This is a genomic window from Massilia sp. MP_M2 (assembly GCF_039123635.1).
Taxonomy (GTDB): Bacteria; Pseudomonadota; Gammaproteobacteria; order Burkholderiales; family Burkholderiaceae_D; genus Telluria.
Genome location: NZ_JBCHJF010000004.1, coordinates 271,176 through 290,947, shown reverse-complemented (window position 1 = coordinate 290,947; position 19,772 = coordinate 271,176). Strand labels below are relative to the sequence as shown.

Annotated in this window: 13 protein-coding genes; 8 read left to right on the top strand and 5 right to left on the bottom strand. The window is 64.5% G+C overall.

Annotation, left to right across the window (positions count from 1 at the left end; all coding sequences use genetic code 11):
* Positions 1–4: 4 nt before the first annotated feature.
* Positions 5–2,032 (bottom strand): prolyl oligopeptidase family serine peptidase, encoded by a 2,028-nt coding sequence (locus RCH14_RS11600; RefSeq protein WP_343026265.1) that lies wholly within the window; start codon positions 2,030–2,032, stop codon positions 5–7.
* A gap of 340 nt (positions 2,033–2,372) precedes the next feature.
* On the opposite strand from RCH14_RS11600, the gene RCH14_RS11595 reads away from it, so the two are divergent.
* Positions 2,373–3,233: a sulfotransferase gene (locus RCH14_RS11595; protein ID WP_343026264.1), complete on the top strand. Its 861-nt coding sequence runs from the start codon at positions 2,373–2,375 to the stop codon at positions 3,231–3,233.
* Positions 3,230–9,082, top strand: a complete 5,853-nt coding sequence (locus tag RCH14_RS11590; RefSeq protein ID WP_343026263.1) for an Ig-like domain-containing protein — start codon at positions 3,230–3,232, stop codon at positions 9,080–9,082. The genes RCH14_RS11595 and RCH14_RS11590 overlap by 4 nt, the downstream gene beginning before the upstream one ends.
* A 176-nt stretch (positions 9,083–9,258) precedes the next feature.
* Here the strand turns inward: RCH14_RS11590 and RCH14_RS11585 are convergent, their stop codons facing one another.
* From RCH14_RS11585 to RCH14_RS11570, 4 genes are all read right to left on the bottom strand, one after another.
* Positions 9,259–11,331, bottom strand: a complete 2,073-nt coding sequence (locus tag RCH14_RS11585; RefSeq protein WP_343026262.1) for a sodium:solute symporter family protein — start codon at positions 11,329–11,331, stop codon at positions 9,259–9,261.
* Positions 11,328–11,642, bottom strand: coding sequence for a DUF4212 domain-containing protein (locus RCH14_RS11580; protein WP_343026261.1), 315 nt, complete (start codon positions 11,640–11,642; stop codon positions 11,328–11,330). Before RCH14_RS11580 ends, RCH14_RS11585 begins: the two co-directional genes overlap by 4 nt.
* Positions 11,632–13,152 carry a sensor histidine kinase N-terminal domain-containing protein gene (locus RCH14_RS11575; RefSeq protein ID WP_343026435.1) on the bottom strand — a complete coding sequence of 507 codons (1,521 nt, stop codon included), beginning with the start codon at positions 13,150–13,152 and terminating at the stop codon, positions 11,632–11,634. The genes RCH14_RS11580 and RCH14_RS11575 overlap by 11 nt, the downstream gene beginning before the upstream one ends.
* A gap of 89 nt (positions 13,153–13,241) precedes the next feature.
* Complete coding sequence (locus RCH14_RS11570) at positions 13,242–13,982, bottom strand: response regulator transcription factor (protein ID WP_343026260.1); 741 nt, start codon at positions 13,980–13,982, stop codon at positions 13,242–13,244.
* Positions 13,983–14,203: 221 nt separating this feature from the next.
* Here RCH14_RS11570 and recA point away from each other — a divergent pair, with 221 nt between their 5' ends.
* The 6 genes from recA to RCH14_RS11540 all read left to right on the top strand — a co-directional run bounded on the left by recA (position 14,204) and on the right by RCH14_RS11540 (position 19,767).
* Entirely contained in the window at positions 14,204–15,277 is a 1,074-nt protein-coding gene (gene recA, locus RCH14_RS11565) for a recombinase RecA (protein WP_343026259.1), read from the top strand.
* Positions 15,278–15,352: 75 nt separating this feature from the next.
* Positions 15,353–15,817, top strand: coding sequence for a recombination regulator RecX (gene recX / locus RCH14_RS11560; protein WP_343026258.1), 465 nt, complete (start codon positions 15,353–15,355; stop codon positions 15,815–15,817).
* 455 nt (positions 15,818–16,272) lie between these two features.
* Complete coding sequence (locus RCH14_RS11555; RefSeq protein ID WP_183556130.1) at positions 16,273–16,836, top strand: DUF2889 domain-containing protein; 564 nt, start codon at positions 16,273–16,275, stop codon at positions 16,834–16,836.
* Between the two features lie 66 nt (positions 16,837–16,902).
* A complete protein-coding gene (gene sucC / locus RCH14_RS11550) occupies positions 16,903–18,072 on the top strand; it encodes an ADP-forming succinate--CoA ligase subunit beta (protein ID WP_343026257.1) in 1,170 nt (389 codons plus the stop codon).
* 19 nt (positions 18,073–18,091) lie between these two features.
* Positions 18,092–18,973, top strand: coding sequence for a succinate--CoA ligase subunit alpha (gene sucD, locus RCH14_RS11545; RefSeq protein ID WP_343026256.1), 882 nt, complete (start codon positions 18,092–18,094; stop codon positions 18,971–18,973).
* A 305-nt stretch (positions 18,974–19,278) separates the two neighbouring features.
* Entirely contained in the window at positions 19,279–19,767 is a 489-nt protein-coding gene (locus RCH14_RS11540; protein ID WP_343026255.1) for a pilin, read from the top strand.
* Positions 19,768–19,772: the final 5 nt, after the last annotated feature.

Sequence of the window (19,772 nt, the reverse complement as noted above, 5' to 3'; positions counted from 1 at the left end):
GATGTCAGCGCACCGCTCCGCTGCCGATATTCTTGTCGAGGAACTTCTCGACCCGTCCCCAGAAATCGATGCGGTTCTTTTCCAGCGCCCAGCCGTGGCCTTCTTCGGGGTATTCCACCCATTCGACCTGCTTGTTGGTGCGCATGACGGCGTCGCGCAGTGCGGTGCCATGGTTGATCGGCACGCGCCGGTCGACGCCGCCGTAGGCCAGCAGCAGCGGCTGGGTGATGCGCGCTGCCTGCCGCAGCGGTGACGTCGCCTTGAACTGGTCGGCATCCTTGACCGGGTCGCCGATCCTTTCCGGCAGGCTGTGCTTCTTCACGTCGCGTGACGTGTCGCTGCTGTAATGCGCGCCATTGTCAAACAGCAGGCCGATGTCGGTCACGCCGACAAAGCTGATGCCGCAGCGGAACATGTCCGGGTCGTTGACGAGCCCCATCAGCGTCGAATAGCCACCGTAGCTGGCGCCGGCAATGCAGACGCGCTTGGGGTCGACCAGTCCCTTGTCGACGGCCCAGCGCACGCCATCGGCGATGTCGTTCTGCATGGCCAGGCCCCATTGCTTGTAGCCGGCGCGTTCGTGGTTGGCCCCGAACCCCAGGCTGCCACGGAACTCGGGTTCGAGCACGGCATAGCCGCGCGTGGCCAGAAATTGCGAGTCGGCGGCCCAGCCCCAGGATTTGCCGCGCACCCAGGGGCCGCCATGGACCATCACCACCAGCGGCAGGCCGGTACGCTTGGCGCCCGGTGGCAGGGTGAGGAGGGCAGGAATGTCCAGACCATCGCGCGCCTTGTAGCGCAGGAACTGCTGGCGCCCCATCTGCGTCGGATCAATGCCTGGCCGCGCTTCGCCGACTTTGTTCAGCGACTTGGTTTTGCTGTTGTACAAGAAAAAGACCGGTGCGACCACGTCCGAATAGGCGGTGACCACGAGCAGGGGCGAGTCACCCCGTGCCGGCACCGACATCAGGTTGACCGTCGTCGGGAGCAGCTTGTCGACATCATGCTGGATCGCCTTCATGCCAGCGTCGAACCATTCATTCGATACCGCATCGGTGCGAAACTGCATGCCCAGCACCTTGTCGCGGTTGATCACCAGCTCACCGTCGATATCGTAGCCGGGCGCCGACAGCAGCGGTTGCGGATCGAGCTTGCCGGTGTTCACATCGAACGTGTGCATGGCGGTCGTTCCGGCCTTGCCGCGCGCCGTCACGAACAGCGTGCCGGTCGGTCCGAAGGCCACCGGTTCGACCGTCGCGGCGGTTTCCTTGAAGGTCGGGAAACTGGTCAGTTCGCGCCACTTGCCGGTGGCCGGGTCGAGATACTGCAGCGTCGTGGTCAGGTCCTTGTAGGTGATCGCCAGGCGCGGTTCGCCCTTGTGGTCGAGCAGCCAGCCGCGCGTGGCGCCGGGGCGCGGCACCGTTTTGTACTGGCCCGACACGGTGTTCACCTGGAGCAGGTCGACATGGCTCAGTTCATTGCGGGTGTCGCCGACCGCTGCCAGCGCGTAGGTCTCATCCGAATCGGCCCACGGGGTGTTGCCGGCCATCTCGCTCGACGGTGGCAGCAGCCGGCGCACGATGCGCGTGCCGGTGCTGCTGTTGACGAGGTTGCGGCTGGCCAGTTCAAGGAAGCGGCCGCCGTCGAAGTCGACCGCGTACATGCCCGGCATGAAACGCTGGTCGCCCGGGCCGACGCCTTTGTCATGCGTGTCGAACACCAGGCGCCGGTCGTTGATCCAGTAGAAATTGCGGACATCGGCGTCGTTGTAATGGGCGACGATCGTGGCGCTGTTGGTGTTCAGGTCGATGACCGTCAGGAAGTCGCGCTTGCCCGGCGCGCTGGCGCGCACGGCAAGGTGGCTGCCGCTCGGGGAGAGCCTGGCGTCGCCGAATGGGGCGCTGCCGAAGAAGGCGGACAGTGGTGGCTTGGCAGGCGGCGTACCTGCTTGCGTTTGTGCGAAGGCGGTTGTTGAAGCGACCAGCACAAGAGCGGCGACGACCGTTCCCAGGGCGCGGGTAAATGAAGGCATGGCGTTCCGTAAAGCGTGTGATTGTTGTTTGCTTGCCGATAGCGGCGCGCGCCAGAATAGCACTGGCATCCTGGCTGCAATGTATTCAATTCCCACCTGGCCCCGGCATTGCCGGGGGGCGCTCCATGCGGCCGTCCGAGCCTGTTTGGACTGTGCATTGGCCGGCGAATCTGGCTTTAAGCATTGTCCGAATCTGGTGAGCCGCCATGGTGCGTAAGCCACACTTTGTGAACATGGTGTCCAAAATCCACCGCCCAAACTTGGAAAATATTGCTCTGAGGCTAGTTCTGGTTCATGATTTGCAGATCAACTGCCCTGCATATTGCATCAGCACGCCGCCATGACATCGCCAGCCACACCAAGGAAGTATCACTTCATCTCGGGCCTGCCGCGCTCGGGCTCGACCCTCTTGTCTGGCATCCTGCTGCAAAATCCCCGTTTTCACGCCGGCATGACCAGTCCGGTCAGCGCGCTGTGCAATGCCGTATTGGGGCAGGTCAGCGCAGGCAGTGAATTCGGTGCGGTGGTCGGACGCGACAAGCGCCGCCAGCTGCTGCACGGCCTGTTCGATTCTTACTATGCCGACGTCGGGCGCGAGATCGTGTTCGACACCAGCCGCACATGGTGCGCCCGCATGCCGCTGGTGCACGACCTGTTCCCGCAGGCGAAAGTCATCGCCTGCGTGCGCAGCGTTGCGTGGATCATGGACAGCTTCGAGCGCCTGTACCGCGCCAACCCCTACGAGCACACGCGCCTGTTCGGCGCTGGCGGCGCGCGCGGCACTGTCGTGAGCCGCCTGGAGGGACTAGGCCAGCACGACAGCACGGTGGGCCACCCATGGGCCGCGCTGCGCGAAGCCTTCTATGGGGAGCATGCCCGTTCTCTCCTGCTGGTCGATTACGAGCTACTGAGCCGCGCACCGGCCAAGGTCATGCCGCTCATTTACGACTTCCTGGGCGAGCCGCATTTCGAGCACGATTTCGATAACGTCGAGTATGACGCCGAACCGTTCGACGCCCAGCTCGGCGTGCCCGGGCTGCACCGGGTGCGCGCGAAGGTGAGCCATGTGCCGCGCCAGACCATCATGCCGCCCGACCTGTTCGAGCGCTTCGACAAGATGTCGTTCTGGCGCGACACCGCCGGCAGCGCCGCCAATGTCATCGCCCCCCACACCACACCACAAGAAAGAAAACCAGCATGACGTCCCCGTCCCACGACCCCGCTTTCGGCGAACTCGTTATTGCGCGCGCACGCCAGGAAATCGTCTTCATCGAGAACAACGTTCCTGACATCGACACCCTGATCCGCAGCGTGGGCGCGGGCAGGGACATCGTCATCCTGGATGCGGCAAGCGACGGCCTGGTGCAGATCGTCGCGGCGCTGGCGGGCCGCAGCGGCGTCGATGCGATTCATATCATCTCGCACGGCGCGGCCGGCGCGCTCAATCTCGGCGCGCTCACGCTTGATGCGGCCAATCTGAACGCCCACGACGCGGCGCTGCAGACGATCGGCGCCAGCCTGGCGCCAGGCGGCGACATCCTGCTCTATGGCTGCCAGATCGGCGCCGATGCTGCCGGCGGCGACTTCGTCGGCCGGCTGGCGATCGCCACCGGCGCAGACGTGGCGGCATCGGACGACCTGACCGGGGCGCTGACTGCGGGAGGCGACTGGGCGCTGGAAGTCATGCGCGGCGATATCGAGGCAACACCGGTCATCGACGCCGGCACCGCCAGCCTGTACCAGGATGTGCTGGCGCTGGGCGGTGTGCCGGTCACGGTGACGTTCGAGACAGACAACAACTTTATCAGCGGTAATGACGGCGACACGAATTCCGGCCCTGGGTTGGACGTGGTCTACAAGGTGGGTGGCAACGATGCCTATCGCCTGGTCATCGACGCATCGGCAACCGCGGCGGTGGCGTATAACTACGTAGATACCTACGTCAATATCGCCGGCAGCACTGCAGCCACCAATGGCGGGGTGGAGCGGGAGGTGACGATCAAGTTCGAGGCAGGGCAGGTGTTCACGCCGACGTCGATGGAGATCAGCCGGGCGGGCGTGGCAACGTCCACGCAGGAGCTCACGTTCACGGGCTGGAACAGCGCCAATCAGGTCGTCAAGACAACCACCGGGGCGCTCACCACGGACAATGGCACGGCGGTCGTTGACTTCAGCGGCTTCAACGATATCGCGCGGCTGGTCATCACCAGCACCCAGAATGGCGGCTACCTCAAGTTCGTCGCGCTCGACGACCTGATCCTCAGCGACGTGCACATGCAGGGCGCCAGCACGCCGGCCGTGACCGCTGTGAGCGCCACCACCCCCGACGGCGTCTTCAATGCCGGCGACCAGATCCTGGTAACCGTCACGTTCAGCGAGGCGGTGACCGTGGCCGGCGGCAACCCGTTGCTGCAACTCGAGACCGGCACGACCGACCGCAGCGCCGTCTACCAGAGCGGCAGCGGCACCGATACCCTAACCTTCGTCTACGTCGTCAGCACCGGCGACACCAGTGCCGACCTGGACTACACGGGAACCACGGCGCTGTCGCTGTCGGGCGCGACCATCAAGGGCACGAGCGGCGGCGCCAATGCCGTGTTGACCCTGCCGGCAGCCGGCGCCGGGGCTTCACTGGCCGGCAGCAAGGCGATCGTGATCGATACCACGGCGCCGGCCGCGCCCGCCGCCCCGGTGCTGGCCGCACAGAGCGACACCGGCAGCAGCAATTCGGACGGGGTCACGAACGACATCACGCCGACCTTCGAGGGCGCGCCCGGCAGCGTCGAAGGCGGCGCCACCGTACGCCTGTACGACACCGACGGCGTGACGCTGATCGGTTCGACAACCGCCAGCGTCAACGGCAGCTGGACGGTGACCGCCAGCGCACTGAGCGCCGGCGCCCACACGATCACCGCCAGGGCAACCGATGCCGCCGGCAACACGAGCGCCGTCTCGGCCGGTACTGCGGTCACGATCGACAATACGGCGCCGGGCGCACCCTCCACGCCCGACCTGCTCGCATCGTCGGACACGGGCGCATCCGCCAGCGACAACATCACCGGCAACACGACCCCCTCCTTCATCGGCACGGCCGAAGCGAACGCAAGCATCACCCTGTACGCCAATGGCAGCGAGGTAGGCAGCGGCACGGCAAACGGCGTTGGAAAGTGGAGCATCACCTCGAGCGCCCTCGATGGCGGCGACTACAAATTCACAAGCGTGGCGACCGATCTGGCCGGCAATCAGGGAGCGCTATCAAATGCCCTGAATGTGTCGATCATTACCTCGACGCCGGCGACGGCAAGCACCAGTTTCACGCTGGACTACGACAGCGGCCTGGTGAACGACGACCGTATCACCAGTATCGCGGACCAGCGCTTTGAAGGCGCGCTCGATGCCGTCCTCGCCGCAGGCGAGATGGTGGAGGTGTACATCAATGGTGCCTGGCAGAGCGCGACCGCAGGCACCGGCAGCGACAGCTGGTCGCTCGAGGCGCAGCTCGAAGAAGGCACGCAGTTCGTCGAAGTCCGGGTGGTCAATGCGGTCGGCAACACCGGCCCCGCTGGCAAGTACGAAGTCACGCTCGACACGACCGCGCCGACGGTGGCCATCACGAGCGACCGTAGCACCGTCAACGCCGGCGAGAGCGCGGGCATCACGTTCACCTTCAGCGAAGACCCGGGCGCGGCCTTCAGCCAGGACGACATCAAGGTCACGGGAGGCGTGCTGACCGGTCTGAAGGGGGATGGCGCCATCTGGAGCGCGACCTTCACGCCCGATGCCGGCGTCGCCAGCGGCAATGCCGGCATCGCGCTCAAGTCCGGCGTGTTCGAGGATCTGGCGGGCAACGCCAGCAGCGCCGCCTCCTTCAGCGCGCTGAGCATCGATACGCTGGCGCCGGCCGCCCCATCCGCGCCGCAGCTGGACAGCGCAAGCGACACTGGCGCATCGAGCAGCGATGGCATCACGGCCAACAACCGGCCGACGTTCAATGGCACCGGCGAGAGCGGCGGCACGGTCATCCTGTACGACGCTGGCGGCGCTGAAATCGGTCGCGGCGACGTGGTAAGCGGCGTCTGGTCGATCACGCCGGTCGCGGCGTTTGCCTCCGGCGTCCATACAGTCAGTGCGCGCATGCTTGACGCCGCCGGCAACCTGGGCGCGGCCAGCGCCGGCACCCAGTTCACGGTCGACACGACCGCGCCGACCGTGTCCGTTTCCGCCGACCGTGCCATCGTGGCGAGCGGCGAGACCGCCACCATCACCTTCACCTTCAGCGAGGCGCCGGGCGCCAGCTTCGACGCCAGCGACCTCAAGATCGGCGGCGGCACGCTCGGCGCCCTCAATTCGTCCGGCGTCGATGGTCTGGCCTACACGGCCGTCTTCACACCGACGGCTGGCGTCAATGCCGGCACGGCGAGCATCCTGGTGGGAGGTGGCTACCTTGACGTTGCCGGCAACAGCGGCGTCGGCGGGCGGCTCACCGGGCTGGCGATCGACACCCGCGCCCCGGACGCACCCTCCACGCCCGACCTGGATCCGGCGTCGGATACCGGCAGCGCCAACGACGACAACATCACGGGTGACTCGACGCCGACCTTCAGCGGCAGCGCCGAATCCGGCGCCACGGTCCGGCTGTACATCGACGGCAAGGAAGCCGGCGCCGGCGTGGCGGTGGACGGCAAGTGGAGCATCACCAGCGATGCGCTCGCCGCGGGTGCGCATATGGTGACCGCACGCGCAGTCGATGCTGCCGGCAACACCGGGGAGGCTTCGGGCGCACTGACGATCGACATCGTCGACGGCGCACCGTCGACCCAGGTGGCGACCATCATGCTCTCGGCCGACACGGGCGCCTCGAGCAGCGACTTCGTCACCCGGACCCAGACCCAGACCATCAGCGGGACCTTGAGCACGGCGCTGGCCGTCGGCGAGGTGGTAAAGGTGTCGGTCGACGGCGGATTGCTCTGGAGCCTGGCCAGCCTGGATTCGGCCACCTCATGGTCGGTACAGGCCGAGCTGGCCGACGGCGCGAACACGATCCTGGCCCGCGTCGAGAGCGACTTCGGCGTTGCCGGACAATCGATGAGCCAGGCCTATATGCTCGACCGCGTGGCGCCCGGCGTGACGATCAGCAGCAATGTCGACATGCTCAGGAGCGGCCAGAGCGCCACCGTGACCTTCACCTTCAGCGAAGACCCGGGCGCGTCGTTCACCTGGAATGGCAAGAGCGGCGACGTTCTCGTCGACGGCGGCACGCTGTCGGCGCTCTCGGGCAGCGGCGTGACGCGCAGCGCGCTCTTCACGCCGACGGCCGGCGTCGATGCCGGCACGGCCAGCATCACGGTCGCTGACAGCAGCTATCAGGACCTGGCCGGCAACTTCGGTGGCGCCGGCATCACACCGACCGTGCGCTTCGATACGCAGGCGCCGCCGGCGCCTTCTGCGCCGGCACTGGCCGCGGCCAGCGATACGGGCACCGTCGGCGACGGCATCACCATCAACACCACGCAGGTCATCGAAGGCAGCGGCGCGCTCGCCAATGCCACCGTGCGCCTCTACGACGGCGAGCGCCTGGTGAGCAGCGGGCAGGCCGACGCCAACGGTCACTGGAGCATCACCGCCAGCCTGGCCGTGGGTAACCATGCGCTCAGCGTGACCCAGGACGATGCGGCCGGCAACACGTCCGCCGCCAGCACGGCCTTCGCGCTGACGGTCAGCCGCCCGGCCAGCCCGAACCCGGCGCCGACGCCGACGCCGACCCCGACGCCGCCGACCGTGGTCGATGGCGTGCCAGTGGTCTCCACGCCGGTGGTCCTGCCGGGCGGCACGACCGGCACCGCGGTCTCCATCCCGATCGTCACGCCAGGGCGCAGCGAGACCGATGGTTCGGCCGCGCTGGCCGACATTCCGTTGGTGTCCAGCGGTGGCCAGACTCTGCTGCTGGGCCAACTCCCGGTGGGCTTCGGCCTGTCCTCGAGCGGCGCCGTGGTGGGCGCGTCCGGCGCGCTCGAACTATTGCTCGGCTCGATCCGCGCCGCGACGCCGGGGCATGCGCCGGGCGACCAGGGGCATCTGCTGGAGAATGGCGCGCAATTCCTGGATCAACTTGCCGTCAGCCAGCTCGTCGTGAACACGGTGCGCCCGGTGGGCACGGCTGGCGCCGATGGCGCCCTGGTCCTGACCGGGCTGAATCCGTCGGGAACGCAAGGCACGTCGCTGGTTATCGACACCAGCGGCCTGCCGTCCGGCAGCACGCTCGAGTTGCGCGAGATCGACTTCGCCGCCATCGTCGGCGCGGCCAAGGTCAACGGCCACGGCAGCGGTACGATCCTGGCCGGCGACGCCGCCAGCCAGCACCTGACGGTCGATGCGGGCAGCAACAGCCGGGTGTTCGCCGGCGGCGGCGCCGACGTGCTCGGCTTCGCGTCCGCAGCGGTCGACGCCGGTTCGGCCGATGGCCGCGCCAGCGCGCTGGTGGTGCCGGTTGCCGATGTCACGCTCCTGCACGGCGGGCTAGCGGGCGACACGGCCTCGTTTACCGGCGCACGCGCCGACTTCGACATCGCTTTCCACAATGGCTACGTCGTGGTGGCCAGCAAGGCCGCGCCGGACGCGAAGGCGCTCGTGGTCAACGTCGAAGCGCTGCAATTCGACGATGGTCTGGTGGCAGTCGACAACGCCGCGGGCCTGACCACGCTCGCCGGCATGTACGCGACCGTGTTCGGACGCCAGGCCGACCTGGGCGGGTTCGAATTCTGGGCCGACCACCGCGACGACGGTGTCAGCTGGGGCACGATCGCGCTCGGGATGATCGGATCGAGCGAGCATGCGGCGGACGGCGCCGGCTTCAATGGCGACGCTGCCAGCGACATCGGGCTGTTGTACCAGGCGCTGTTCGACCGCGCCGCCGATGCTCAAGGGCTGGCCTTCTGGCAGGATGCTCTGGCACGCGGCGTGACCCTCGAACAGGTCGCCAGCAGCTTCGTCGAGTCGGCCGAGATGGTGGGTCACCAGCGCGCGGCCGTGGACTGGGACTTCTTTATCTAGGGAAGCACTGATTAATTCATGGAGGCGCACTTGGCGCGGAAAATAGCCACCCTGCGGCGTTGCAAATTCTCGCAATAGCTCGCTATTGCTGCGATTTGCGCCTTGCATGGCGGCTTTTTCCGCAGCCAATTCCATCCCCCAGAATAAATCAGTGCTTCCCTAGCAAGCGGACCCGTTCAGCGCTGTTCGGGCGCGCGGATGTAATCGACCATGCCGGCGCTGGCGCGACTTGGTCGCGGCGTGAGCAGGCTCACCACGATCACGGTGAGCAGCCCGGCCGGCACGCCGAACACGCCGGCGGCCATCGGCAGGATGCCGAACCAGGTCTCGGCTGCGCTCCCGCCCAGGCCCGGGCTGGCGCGCAGCATGTAGTACAGGCACACGGCAAACCCGGTGACCATGCCGGTGATGGCGCCGATGTGGTTGGCACGCTTCCAGAACACGCCCAGCACCAGTACCGGGAACAGCGTGGAACCGGCCAGCGAGAACGCCGCCGCCACCAGCGACAGGATGTCGGCCGGCTTTTGCGACGCCACATACGCCGCGATGAAGGCCACCGCCAGCAGCAGCAGCTTCGAGATCGTCACCCGCTTCTGCGTCGATGCGCCCGGTTCCACCATCTTGTAATACACGTCGTGCGACAGCGCGTTGGAAATGGCCAGCAGCAGGCCGTCGGCCGTGGACAGCGCCGCCGCCAGGCCGCCAGCCGCGACCAGGCCCGAGATCACATACGGCAGGCCGCCGATTTCGGGCGTGGCCAGCACCAGCACGTCGGCGTCAATGGCAAATTCGGCCAGTTGCACGATGCCGTCGCCGTTGATGTCGGCCACGCTGATCAGGGGATTGGCCTTGTCGACATTGGCCCAGTACGAAATCCAGGTGGGCAGCGACGAAAAATCGCTGCCCACGAGCGACGTATAGATGTCGTACTTGGCCAGCACGGCCAGCGCCGGAATCGTCAGGTAGATCAGCAGGATGAAGAACAGCGTCCAGAACACCGACACGCGCGTCTCGTGCACCGACGGCGTCGTGTAGGCCCGCATCAGGATGTGGGGCAGGGCGGCGGTGCCGAACATCAGGCAAAACACCACCGCCAGAAAATTGTTGCGGCGCGCGTCCGAGGCTTCTGGCGTCGCGCCAGGGAAGGGCTGCGCATGCGGCTCGGGCGGGCTGGCCCGTTCCAGGTTGGCGTCACGCCGTTCGAGCCACAAGGCGCGCGCATCGTCGACCGAATTGGGATACGTGGTCAGCGCGCGTTCGGCCTGGCGCACTTCGGTCAGCGACGCGTTGCGCGCCCGCGCTGCGGCCAGCTGGCGCTGGGCGTCGAGCTTGCCGGCTTCCCACGATTCGGGCAGGGCCGCCACGCGCGCGGCGTAGCCATCGGCGCGGCGCAGGAACTCGGCGCGCACCTGGGCTTCGCGCGGGTCCCTGGCCAGTTCGGCTTCGCGCGCGGTGAGCTTGGGCAGCAGCGATCCGTACGCCACCTGCGGGATCGGGTTGTCGGCGTGTTTCACCGACAGCCACATGGTCGGGATCAGAAAGGCGACCAGCAGGATGATGTACTGCGCCACCTGGGTCCAGGTAATGGCGCGCATCCCGCCCAGGAACGAGCAGACCAGGATGCTGGCCAGGCCCAGGAAAATCCCGACCGAAAAATCCACGCCAGTAAAGCGCGACGCGATCAGGCCGACCGCATAGATTTGCGCCACGACGTAGGTGAACGAGACGAGGATGGTCGCGCTCACGGCCAGTGCCCGCACCGGGCCACCACGCCCGCCCGCGCCGCCGCCGTAGCGCGCTGCCAGGAAATCGGGCACCGTGTACTGCGCAAACTTGCGCAGGTAGGGCGCGATCAGCAGCGCGACCAGCACGAAGCCGCCGGTCCAGCCCATGATGAAGGCCAGCCCGTCGAAGCCCTGCAAATACAGGCCGCCGGCCAGGCTGATGAAGCTGGCCGCCGAGATCCAGTCGGCCGCCGTGGCCATGCCGTTGAACATGGCCGGCACGCGCCGTCCGGCGACGTAGTATTCGGTGACGTTCGAGGTGCGGCAGATCACGCCGATGATCGCGTACAGCGCGATCGTGGCGAACATGAACAGGTAGCCGATCCACAGGCGCGGCATGCCTTCCTGTTCGAGCAGGGCGAGGGCTGCCAGGAACAACCCGAAGGCGCCGGTGTACCACAGGTAGTAGCGCGAGAGCTTCTTGAAATAGCCGTGCTTGACGCCGGGTGCGGGGTTCGTGCTCATGCGCGCGGCGCCAGCGCGGCGTGGTAGTCGCGGTCGAGCCGGCGCATGCGCCAGGCGTAGATGCCGATGATCGTCAGCGACACGAGCGCGGCGCCTTGCGCCGCCATGTAGAACGACAGCGGCCAGCCGAACACCTCGAAGCGCGCCAGTTCGCGCGCGAAGAACACGGTGCCAAAGCCCGTGACCAGCCAGACGGCCAGCAGCAGCAGCGACATGCGGCGCGTGCGATCCCAGTGAATCGCGCGGGCGTGCTCGAGGCGCGCGCGCGCAACGGTCTCGAGGCTTGGTTCAGTGATCGGATCAGTCGGCATGGTCGGGTTCGCCTACAGGCGGAGGGAAGGTCAGGCGAAACAGGCTGCCCGGAAAGCGCGGCGAGACGCTGCGTGGATTATTGAAGATGTCGATGTCGGCGCCGTGCTGCTGCGCGATTTCGCGCACGATCGCCAGCCCCAGACCGCTGCCCTGGGTATTGCTGCCCAGGATGCGGTAGAAGCGTTCGAACACGTGCAGGCGTTCGGTCGGCGCGATGCCCGGGCCGGTGTCTTCGACTTCGAGCAACGCGTGCTCGCCGCTGCTGCGCACGCGCACCGTCACGCTGCCGCCGGGTGGCGTGTAGCGCAGCGCATTGTCGATCAGGTTCGACAGCATCTCGCGCAGCATCAGGGGCTGGCCGGCGATCGTCACCCGCTCGTCGTCATTTGCGGGCGGCTCGAACCCCAGGTCGATCTGGTGGGCGAACGACGCCTGCACCCAATCCTGCACGGTTTCGCGCGCCACCGTGGCCAGGTCGACCTCGTCGAACGCCAGGCCCACCTGCGGCTGGTTCTCGGCGCGCGCCAGGGCCAGCAGCTGGTTCACCAGACGGGTGGCCGATTCCGAGCTCTTGGCCAGTTGCTCGAGCGAGCGGTGGATCTCGGCCGGGTCGACTTCGCGCAGGGCCAGTTCGGACTGCATGCGCATGCCGGCCAGCGGCGTCTTCATCTGGTGCGCGGCGTCGGCGATGAAGCGTTTCTGCATCTCCACCGTCTTGCCCAGGCGTTCGAGCATGTCGTTGAACGAGCCGACCAGCGGCGAGATTTCTTCGGGTACCTGGCGCGGATCGATCGGCGACAGATCGTCCTGCGGCCGCGCGCGGATGCGCTGCTGCAGCTCGGCCAGCGGACTCAGGCCGCGCGAGAGCGCGAACCAGACCAGCGCCAGGATCACCGGCAGGATGATGAACTGGGGCAGGATCACGCCCTTGATGATTTCATTGGCCAGGTGTGCGCGCTTGTCGAGCGTTTCGGCCACCTGCACCAGCGCCAGTGATGGCGTCGGCGAGGCCGTGCGTTCGTGCAGCGGATCGAGATTCACATAGGCATAGGCCACGCGGATCGGCGTGCCGTGGATGGTGTCGTTGCGAAATTCGACCGTCCCGCTGCGGGCCGGCTCGCCGGCGCGGTTGGCGCGCGGGCGCGGCAGGTCACGGTCGCCGTCCAGGTGTTCGCCATCCGGGCCAGCCAGCAGGTAATACACGCTGTCGACGTCGTCGGCGCGCAGGATGTCGCGCCCGGCAGTGCGCAGCTGGCCGACCGTCTTGCCACCCACGCTGCGGATCTGCTGGCCCAGCACCGTGACCCGGTCTTCGAGCGCATCGTCGAACGGTTGGTTGGCAATCGACTTCGCCACCAGGTAGGTGATGGCGATGCTCATCGGCCACAGCAGCAGCAGCGGCGCGAGCATCCAGTCGAGGATTTCACCGAACAGCGAGTGGCGGATATTTTCGTCCGGCTCGGGATTGGGCGGAACATACAACGGCTCGAACGACGTCGGCACGTTCATGTTCGGCTGCGGCTGCGGCTGCGGCTGCGGCTGCGGCTGCGGCTGCGGCTGCGGCTGCGCGGGCTCGGGCCCGGGCGTGAAGCCGGCATTCACTTGTCGGCGGCGGTGGTGGCGATGCGGGCGTCGTTCGCGGCCGCCGCGGCAGCAGCAGCGGCGCTGGCCTCGGAGAATTTCTCGAGGCAATACCCAAGGCCGCGCACGGTGGCGATGCGCACGCCCCCGACCTCGATCTTCTTGCGCAGGCGGTGCACATACACTTCGATGGCGTTGTTGGAGACTTCTTCGCCCCATTCGCACAAGTGGTCGACCAGCTGCTCTTTGGAGACGAGGCGCCCGGTGCGCGCCAGCAGCACTTCGAGCAGGCCCAGTTCGCGCGCCGACAGGTCGAGCATCTGGTCGTTGATATAGGCACTGCGCCCGACCTGGTCATACACCAGCGGGCCATGGCGCACGACCGCTGCGCCGCCGCCGGCGCCGCGCCGGGTCAGCGCGCGCACCCGCGCTTCGAGTTCAACCAGCGCGAACGGCTTGGCCATGTAGTCGTCGGCGCCCAGGTCGAGGCCCTCGACGCGCTTTTCGACCGAATCGGCGGCGGTGAGAATCAAGACCGGCAGCAGCGAAGCGCGGGCGCGCAGGCGGCGCAGCACTTCAAGCCCGGACATTTTCGGCAGGCCCAGGTCGAGAATGAGCAGATCGAATTCCTGCGTGGACAGGGCGGTATCGGCATCCTGGCCGTTCTTGACACAATCGATGGCATAGCCGGATTGGCGCAGGGAGCGCGTCAGGCCGTCGGCAAGTACGCTATCATCTTCGGCGAGCAGAATTCGCATGGGGCACCTCTCATAGACGTTGTCGCGTGTTCATCGAACAGGCGTGATCGAACCGGTTCTCATTGTGTTGGATTTGTCGTCACAATGCGAGCCCCGAGCGATTGTTGGTAAAATAACCACGTCTTTTCGCTTGCAAAAACCACTGGATTTTTATACAGTACTGGCTCTTGAAGTGCGCGTGACCGCCCACACCTTGCCTACTCCACGACAGAAAGTACACCATGGACGACAAAAAAACCGCATTGAACGCCGCTGAAAAGGGCAAGGCGCTGGCTGCCGCCCTGGCACAGATTGAAAAGCAGTTCGGCAAGGGCTCGGTGATGCGCATGGATGCGAACACGCCGGTCGAAGAAGTGCAAACGGTCTCCACCGGTTCGCTGGGCCTGGACATCGCGCTGGGCGTCGGTGGCCTGCCGCGCGGCCGTATCGTCGAAATCTACGGTCCTGAATCGTCGGGCAAAACCACGCTGACGCTGCAAACCATCGCCCAGATGCAAAAGCTGGGTGGCACCTGCGCGTTCATCGATGCCGAGCACGCACTCGACGTCACTTACGCGCAAAAGCTGGGCATCAACCTGAGCGAACTGCTGATCTCGCAGCCCGATACCGGCGAGCAGGCGCTTGAAATCACCGACGCGCTGGTGCGCTCGGGCAGTGTCGACCTGGTCGTGATCGACTCGGTCGCGGCCCTGACGCCACGCGCCGAGATCGAAGGCGACATGGGCGACTCGCTGCCCGGCCTGCAGGCGCGCCTGATGTCGCAAGCGCTGCGCAAGCTCACCGGCTCGATCAACCGCACCAACACGCTGGTGATCTTCATCAACCAGATTCGCATGAAGATCGGCGTCATGTTCGGCAGCCCAGAGACCACCACCGGTGGTAACGCGCTGAAGTTCTACGCATCGGTGCGCCTGGACATCCGTCGTACCGGTTCGATCAAGTCGGGTGACGAAGTAATCGGTAACGAAACCAAGGTCAAGGTCGTCAAAAACAAGATCGCCCCGCCATTTAAAGAAGCGCACTTCGACATTCTTTATGGCGAAGGCACGTCACGTGAAGGCGAAATTCTGGATCTTGGCGCAGATAACAAAATCGTCGAGAAGTCGGGCTCGTGGTACAGCTATAACGGCGAGCGTATCGGTCAGGGTAAAGACAACGCGCGTCAGTTCCTGCGTGACCGTCCAGCCCTGGCGCGCGAGATCGAAAACAAGGTCCGTACCGCACTGGGTGTGCGCGAGCTGCCACCGGCGCCGGTTGGCGCCGACAAGCCGAAAGTGCAGGCGGTTAGTGAATAATCAGCCTGGCGCGGGGCGCGGTGGCAGCAGCTTGCCACCGGCGCCCGGCGCCACGCTGATGGGCTGACGTTATCCATGCGAACACCCGTACTCAGTCTCAAAGGCCGCGCGCTGCGCTATCTGTCGCAGCGCGAGCACAGCCGCTTCGAATTGCGCCGCAAACTGTCCAAGTATGCGGAAGAGGGCGATGACGTCGATGCCCTGCTCGATTTCCTTGAAAAAAATAACTGGTTGTCGCAGGAGCGCTTTGCCGAATCCCTGGTCAACCGTAAAGCGAGCCGTTATGGCGACAGTCGCGTGATGGCCGAATTGAAAAGTCATGGAGTAACGGGCGAGGCGCTGGTCGACATCAAAGCCGGGCTGTCCGACAGCGAAACCGCCCGTGCGGTCGAAGTCTGGCAGCGCAAGTTTGGCACGGTCGCGGTGGATGCCGCAGCGCGCGCCAAGCAGATGCGGTTCTTGCTGCAGCGGGGTTTTTCGCAGCGCGCCGCACGCACAGCGATGCAGGGCACACCCGACGATGACGAGTTTCCTGACTAGTCATCGCTGACCCCGACTAGTTATTGCTATCGTCATCGCATCCAGTCACGACCTGACGCTGTCTCCAGGCGCCAGCGTGGAGCGTCATCCCCGATATGCCAAGGCATATTCCTCAACGGGCGATGGCGCTGCACGCTGGCGCTTTTGTTCGTCGGCAGTGTCCAACGACCAAAACCCATATCCCTCATTCGCTTCATGAATGGCAGCGGTAATTGGCTATCCTCCATGCGCATACCATATGCGGCAAACACGCTGTCAAGCCCCTGCCAAGTCCGTGCATCTCCCGCGACGCAGGCAGTGCTGTGCCCTTTTAGCGATGCGCCGGTCGGGACGCTGTGATAAACTTTACGGGTTTAAGCAGCGCCGCATGAGCGGTTGTCGCCGCAGAAGCTGCGTTGACGTGCACTAGCACACCGGCTGCATCACTAACCGCCGTCTCGACGGCACTGGTATTTATGCCTTTGTCTCTTCCCGTATCGCGCTCGCTCCGGCATACGCGCGCCATCACAGTCGACGCCTATGCGCGCGACGATGGCATGTGGGATCTTGATGCCAGCATCCGCGATGTGAAAACGCGTACTGTTGAACTTGCTTCCGGCGAACGGCCTGGCGGCACGCCAGTGCACGACCTGAAGCTGCGCGTCACGATCGACCGTGACCTGAACATCGTCGATGCCGAAGCCGCATCCGATGCCGTCCCGTATCCGGGCTTTTGCGATACCATCGGCCCTGCCTACAAGAAGTTGATCGGGCTCTCGCTCGTGAACCATTTCCGGTTGCACCTGAAAGACCGCCTATCCGGCGTTCTCGGCTGCACCCATCTGACCGAACTGGCCCAGGTGCTGCCCACCGCAGCGCTGCAAGCCTTTGCTGACGACACTGTCGATGCCCCAGGCGGGCAAGGCGTCACGTCATCCGACCGTCCATTTGAGCTCGACCGTTGCCATGCCCTGCGCAGCGACGGCCCCGCCGTGGCCAAATATTACCCGCGCTGGTCCATCAAGGCCGTGTCGGGTTAAGTCGTCGTTTGTTTTTTTTGTAGTTCAACCGTTTCTAATTCAGTAATAGATAGAAGGGAAGCCAGCATGAAGATCCATGAGTATCAGGGCAAAGAAATCCTCCGAAAATTCGGGGTGACCGTTCCGCGCGGCATTCCGTGCATGTCGGTCGAAGAGGCTGTCAAAGCTGCTGAAGAACTGGGTGGTCCGGTCTGGGTCGTCAAGGCGCAGATCCACGCTGGTGGCCGCGGCAAGGGCGGCGGCGTCAAGGTCGCCAAATCGCTCGAGCAGGTCAAGGAATACGCTGACCAGATCATGGGCATGCAGCTGATCACGCACCAGACCAGCCCGGAAGGCCAGAAAGTCCGTCGCTTGATGGTCGAAGAAGGCGCCGACATCAAACAAGAGCTGTACGTCTCGCTCGTGACCGACCGCGTCAGCCAGAAAGTCGTGCTGATGGCCTCGTCGGAAGGCGGCATGGACATCGAAGAAGTCGCGCACAGCAATCCGGAAAAAATCCACAACCTCGTGATCGACCCGAAAATCGGCCTGACCGATGAGCAGGCTGACGACATCGCCGCCAAAATCGGTGTGCCAGCCGGCTCGATCGCCGACGCACGCGCGAACCTGCAAGGCCTGTACAAAGCCTACTGGGAAACCGATGCATCGCTGGCCGAAATCAACCCGCTGATCGTCACCGGCAGTGGCAAGATCATCGCCCTGGACGCCAAATTCAACTTCGACGCGAACGCACTGTATCGCCGTCCTGAAATCGTCGCTTACCGCGATCTGGACGAAGAAGATCCAGCGGAAGTCGAAGCATCGAAATTCGATCTGGCCTACATCTCGCTCGACGGCAACATCGGCTGCCTGGTCAACGGCGCCGGCCTGGCCATGGCCACCATGGACACCATCAAGCTGTTCGGCGGCGAGCCAGCCAACTTCCTCGACGTCGGCGGTGGCGCCACGGCCGAGAAAGTGACCGAAGCGTTCAAGATCATGCTGAAGAACCCTGACCTGAAAGCCATCCTGGTCAACATCTTCGGCGGCATCATGCGTTGCGACGTCATCGCCGAAGGCGTGATCGCTGCATCGAAAGCCGTGTCGCTGCAAGTGCCGCTGGTCGTGCGCATGAAGGGCACCAACGAAGACCTGGGCAAGAAGATGCTGGCCGAATCGGGCCTGCCAATCATCGCCGCAGACACGATGGAAGACGCAGCGAAGTCGGTCGTCGCCGCCGCTGCCGGTCAAGCCTAATTGCTAAGGAAATAAAAAAATGTCGATTCTGATCAACAAAGATACCAAAGTAGTCACCCAGGGCATCACCGGCAAGACCGGCCAGTTCCACACCCGCATGTGCCGCGAGTACGCAAACGGCAAGGAAGCATTCGTTGCTGGCGTGAACCCGAAGAAAGCCGGCGAAGATTTCGAAGGCATCCCGATTTTCGCAACCGTTGCTGAAGCGAAAAAAGAAACCGGCGCCAACGTGTCGGTGATCTATGTCCCGCCAGCAGGCGCAGCCGCTGCAATCTGGGAAGCCGTCGAAGCCGAGCTGGACCTGGCAATTTGCATCACCGAAGGCATTCCAGTCCGTGACATGATGGAAATCAAGGACCGTATGGCCAAGTCGGGTTCGAAGACCCTGCTGCTGGGCCCTAACTGCCCAGGCCTGATCACCCCTGACGAAATCAAGATCGGCATCATGCCAGGTCACATCCACCGCAAGGGCCGCATCGGCGTCGTCTCGCGCTCGGGCACCCTGACCTATGAAGCAGTTGCACAGCTGACCGCACTGGGCCTGGGCCAGTCGTCGGCAGTCGGCATCGGCGGCGATCCGATCAACGGTCTGAAGCACATCGACATCATGCAGATGTTCAACGACGATCCTGATACCGACGCGGTCATCATGATCGGCGAAATCGGTGGTCCGGACGAAGCCAACGCGGCTTACTGGATCAAGGACAACATGAAGAAGCCAGTCGTCGGCTTCATCGCTGGCGTCACCGCGCCACCAGGCAAGCGCATGGGCCACGCCGGCGCGCTGATCTCGGGCGGTGCGGACACCGCGCAAGCCAAGCTGGAAATCATGGAAGCCTGCGGCATCACCGTCACCAAGAACCCGTCGGAAATGGCGCGTCTGCTGAAGGCCATGCTGTAATCCTGACGATCTGTTGATCGAAAGATAAAACGGGGAGCGCGAGCTTCCCGTTTTTTATTTAGTGCGCCGCTTTTTGTTGATATCGATCGCATGTGACAAAAATTGCCGTAAGGCACTGACAAATTTTGTCATCCAGGGTGCCGTTTTTTGTGCTGGGACAGGCGTTTGTTGGCTTGTTGTTCATAAAATCGACCGTTTTACGCCATTTTTGGGCTGGCACAGCGCTTGCATATAAGAAAGCGTAGCAGTGAGCAGCACAAGATACGTAGGTCCACTTTTTTGAAATACCCACCTGGAGATTTAAAATGAACTTCAAGCAAATGCCAAGCAAAAAAGCCGAAGGCGGCTTCACCCTGATCGAACTGATGATCGTCGTGGCAATTATCGGTATTCTGGCGGCTGTTGCAATTCCACAGTACAGCAACTACACCATCAAGTCGAAGATCGCTGCAGTGCTGGGCTCGGTCGCTTCGCTCAAGACTTCGGTCGGTGTCTGCATCCAGGAAAACGGCGGCGTCAAGAGTGAATGCGATAACGGCAAGCCAGGCATCCCAGCAGCTACCGACTTCAAGGCAACCAAAGAAATCGCCAGCGTTGCAGTGACTGATGGCGCAGTGGCGGTCACGCTGGGTACCGGCATCGGCACCGGCGTCGATGGTCTGATCATCACCATGACACCAGATGAAACGGGCGAATCGGCTGTGACCTGGACCAATACCACTACCGTGACCAACGCTGTGGCTCTCGCGGAAATCCAGAAAAATAATCCACCTGCTGCTGCAGCAGCCGATTAATTTCC

Excerpts from the sequence above, each read along its gene's own strand:
- RCH14_RS11600 (WP_343026265.1), bottom strand. The coding sequence starts at position 2,032 with ATGCCTTCATTTACCCGCGCCCTGGGAACGGTCGTCGCCGCTCTTGTG.
- RCH14_RS11595 (WP_343026264.1), top strand. The coding sequence starts at position 2,373 with ATGACATCGCCAGCCACACCAAGGAAGTATCACTTCATCTCGGGCCTG.
- RCH14_RS11590 (WP_343026263.1), top strand. The coding sequence starts at position 3,230 with ATGACGTCCCCGTCCCACGACCCCGCTTTCGGCGAACTCGTTATTGCG.
- RCH14_RS11585 (WP_343026262.1), bottom strand. The coding sequence starts at position 11,331 with ATGAGCACGAACCCCGCACCCGGCGTCAAGCACGGCTATTTCAAGAAG.
- RCH14_RS11580 (WP_343026261.1), bottom strand. The coding sequence starts at position 11,642 with ATGCCGACTGATCCGATCACTGAACCAAGCCTCGAGACCGTTGCGCGC.
- RCH14_RS11575 (WP_343026435.1), bottom strand. The coding sequence starts at position 13,152 with ATGAACGTGCCGACGTCGTTCGAGCCGTTGTATGTTCCGCCCAATCCC.
- RCH14_RS11570 (WP_343026260.1), bottom strand. The coding sequence starts at position 13,982 with ATGCGAATTCTGCTCGCCGAAGATGATAGCGTACTTGCCGACGGCCTG.
- recA (WP_343026259.1), top strand. The coding sequence starts at position 14,204 with ATGGACGACAAAAAAACCGCATTGAACGCCGCTGAAAAGGGCAAGGCG.
- recX (WP_343026258.1), top strand. The coding sequence starts at position 15,353 with ATGCGAACACCCGTACTCAGTCTCAAAGGCCGCGCGCTGCGCTATCTG.
- RCH14_RS11555 (WP_183556130.1), top strand. The coding sequence starts at position 16,273 with ATGCCTTTGTCTCTTCCCGTATCGCGCTCGCTCCGGCATACGCGCGCC.
- sucC (WP_343026257.1), top strand. The coding sequence starts at position 16,903 with ATGAAGATCCATGAGTATCAGGGCAAAGAAATCCTCCGAAAATTCGGG.
- sucD (WP_343026256.1), top strand. The coding sequence starts at position 18,092 with ATGTCGATTCTGATCAACAAAGATACCAAAGTAGTCACCCAGGGCATC.
- RCH14_RS11540 (WP_343026255.1), top strand. The coding sequence starts at position 19,279 with ATGAACTTCAAGCAAATGCCAAGCAAAAAAGCCGAAGGCGGCTTCACC.